Raw genomic sequence first — 3,546 nt, 5'->3', positions numbered from 1 at the left:
CGTGTTCCTCACGGCGGTCGCCGGTCAGGGCACTGACTTGGCGGGCTACAACATGCAGCTCGAGTTCGCAGAACCCCGACACGTCCCTCGCTACGTCGCATTGACGTTCACGGCGCTGGCGATCCCTCGGTTCGTCGCGCCGCTGGTCGCCGGGCTCATCGCCGACACGGTGGGCTTTCGAGTCCTCTTCGCGCTCGCCGTCGTGAACGCTGTCGTGGCGGCCGCGTTCCTCTTCCGCATGCGCGATCCCCGCCATTCCTAGCAGACGATTTGGAGGATGCCACAGAATCCGCAGAGGCGACCCGACGAGTCGCGCCGCTGCTAGGCTTGCCCGATGACAGCGAGTCCGGTATTCTGCCGCTCCGACCGCAAACACTCGTTGGCGCACCGAAGTCGAGGGCCGACTGGGGACCGGCGAGATGGCAGTTACCGACGACAGATGGGATCGGGTGCAGGACAGCTCTGAAGTACCCTTCGTCCCTTCGCTTGCCAAGACACAGGCTGTCGAACGGCTACGGAAGCTTGGCGGCGTACGGGACGGGAACGCGCCGGACTATGTCGCTGAGGGGGCATACACAGCCCGTCGCGACGCCTGGTGCATGCCCTACTCCTTTGCGCTATGCATCACCCGTGTTAGGGGAACAAGCAGTGCCGATGCTGGGCGGTACCCGAACCCATAGCGGCAATCTTAGTCCGGCGCTCACGCAAAATGTCGATAAACTTGTCGAAGAGTTCGAGGCAGCTGTCGAGGAGTCCTCGAAGGCAAATGGAGTCAGACGAGCCGTCGTTCGTTCACGGCTTGCGTGCAACACCATCGTCGTCCTAACGGACCGCAGTGTATATCTCGCGTGTGAACGATCATCAGGGGGAATCCCCAGCGCGATCTATCTCGACCATACAGGAAAGGAGTTCAGCGAGCAGCAGGTCTTGGACGCAGCCATCTGGGAGTTCGGCTATCGGGATCCATTCGTGCTTCGGCTTCCTCGGAACTTGCTCGAGGAGCAGGCTGCGGACAGGCAACCAGCGGTGCACGCAATCGCCCAGCAATGGGTCGATTCAGAAGCCAGAAGGGTGACGATGCTATCGCAGCTTGTGACTATTGACCCCCTTTTCGGTCCGCCGGGCTACCGTGTGAACCCTGAGCTGTGCTTCGTGCTGATGCCTTTCGCTGACGACCTAGATGCTGTCTACAGAGACATCGTGAAGCCAACGGTGGAATCACTTGGCCTCGTGTGCAAGCGTGCCGACGAGATTCGGAGCAACGACGCCATCATGCGAGACATCTGGAAATCCATCTGCGAGGCAAGGCTGATCGTTGCTGATCTTACAAATTCGAACGCCAATGTATTCTATGAATTGGGCATCGCGCATACTTTGGGCAAGCCGACCATCCTTCTCTGCCAATCGTCAGACGCCAGGTTCCCCTTCGACGTGATGCACCTCCGTCGCGTCAGCTATGAGAACACAGCCTCCGGCGGCCAACGCCTCGAGAAGGAACTGCGCGAGACGGTTACGACGGTTCTGCAACGGAGCACGTCTGCCGTCGGCTGAGCCGCCGACTCGCCGATGCATCATGCCTGGGGTATAACGTGGTCAGCGGCCCACGCGACGGGAGCTCCTGGCTAGGGACGGTGCATTGAGCGCGGAACACACCAACCGACTGATCGACGAGTCGAGCCCCTACCTCCTCCAACACGCGCACAACCCAGTAGACTGGTACCCCTGGGGCGAGGAAGCCCTCGAGCGAGCGCGGCAAGAGGACAAACCTGTCCTCCTGAGCATCGGCTACGCGGCGTGCCACTGGTGCCACGTCATGGAGCGCGAGTCCTTCGAAGACGAAGAGATCGCGGCGCTCATGAACCGCCTCTTCGTCTGCATCAAGGTCGACCGCGAGGAGCGTCCCGACCTGGATTCCCAGTACATGCTCGCCGTCCAACTGATGACGCAGCAGGGCGGATGGCCCCTCAACGTCTTCCTGACGCCCGACCTCAAGCCGTTCTACGGGGGAACCTACTTCCCCCCTGACGACCGGATGGGCAGAACGTCGTTCCCGCGCATCCTGCAAGCCGTGAGTGACTTCTATCACGCAGACAAGACAGCCCTGACATCACGCGTGGGTCAGGTCATCCAGGGCATCACGCGCGCATCGGCGCTGTCCGGGTCCGATGACGCGCCGGACACCCGGATGGCAACGCGCGCCTACAACGAGTTGTCCGCGCGGTTCGATACGCGCTACGGCGGGTTCGGCAGGGCTCCCAAGTTCCCCCAGCCGAGCGTGCTCGACTTCCTCATCCGCTACGCCAGCCGAAGCGGGAGCCGCGACGCCCTCGAAATGGCGCTGTTCACGCTCCGCAAGATGGCGCGCGGCGGCATGTACGACCACCTCGGCGGCGGGTTCCATCGTTACTCGGTCGATGATCGCTGGCTCGTTCCCCACTTCGAGAAGATGCTCTACGACAACGCCCTGTTGGCGCGGCTCTGCCTCGACGCCTACCGAATCACCGGTGACCGCCAGTACGCCGACACGACTCGCGGCACGCTCGACTACGTTCTGCGCGACATGATCTCGGACGACGGAGCCTTCTTCGCGTCCGAAGATGCCGATTCAGAAGGCGTTGAGGGCAAGTTCTACGTCTGGTCGGACGAAGAGATCGAGAAGATCGCCGGCGAGGACGCGCCGCTCTTCGCAGCGCTCTATGACGTTTCGGACGGCGGCAACTGGGAGGGCGCGAACATCCTCAACGTGCCGGTCGATCCTGAAATCGTCGCGTCACGCGCCGGCGTGTCCGTCGAAGAGCTGTCGTCTGTATGCAGTCGAGCCCGCGACAACCTGCTCGACGCGCGCGCCAAGCGCGTGCGTCCGGGCTTGGACGACAAGGTGCTGGCGTCCTGGAATGGGCTGATGATCGCCGCACTCGCCGAAGCCGGCGCTGCGCTCGACAAGCCGCGCTACGTTGACGCGGCCGCTCGTGCTGCCCGCTTCATCCTCGACCGGATGGTTACGGACGGCGAGTTGATGCGCTCTTACCGGCTGGGCGTGGCGAAGATTCCGGGCTTCCTTGACGACTACGCGTACGTCGCCGCCGGACTGCTCGACCTCTACGCCGCGACGTGGGACGAATCGTGGCTGCGCGAGGCTGCCCGTCTCACGGATCGGATGATCGAGCTCTTCTGGGATGACGAGACCGGGGGTTTCTTCACGACGGCGAGCCATCACGACGAGCTCGTCGTCCGCATGAAGGACTCCTACGATGGTGCGACGCCCAGCGGCAATGCCATCGCCGTCGGGGTTCTCCAGCGCCTGGCTCGGATGACGGGCAGGTCGGACTACGCATCGCGCGCCGACGAGACGCTGCGCCTGTTTTCGGCGACGCTGCGCGACCAGCCGACGGGTCACGCCGAGATGCTCTCGAACCTGCTGTTCGCGCTGTCGCCCCCGACGGAGATCGTCGTCGTGGCACCCGACGAGAGCCCGATGATTGCCGAGGCTCGACGGCGGCTGGCGGCGCTCCATCTGCCGTTCGCCGTCGTCGTTCACCACGACCC

Annotated in this window: 2 protein-coding genes; both read left to right on the top strand. The window is 63.3% G+C overall.

Annotated features, from left to right (window positions below; translation table 11 throughout):
* Positions 1–648 precede the first annotated feature (648 nt).
* Positions 649–1,551, top strand: coding sequence for a hypothetical protein (locus tag FJZ36_18395; protein ID MBM3216870.1), 903 nt, complete (start codon positions 649–651; stop codon positions 1,549–1,551).
* Positions 1,552–1,636: 85 nt separating this feature from the next.
* Positions 1,637–3,546, top strand: a 1,910-nt coding sequence (locus FJZ36_18390) for a thioredoxin domain-containing protein (protein MBM3216869.1), incomplete at its 3' end; no start/stop codon positions are given.

Source organism: Candidatus Poribacteria bacterium, from assembly GCA_016866785.1.
In the GTDB taxonomy this organism is placed as follows: domain Bacteria; phylum Poribacteria; class WGA-4E.
Note: the sequence above shows the minus strand (reverse complement) of the source record. Positions and strands in the feature narration are given on the sequence as shown.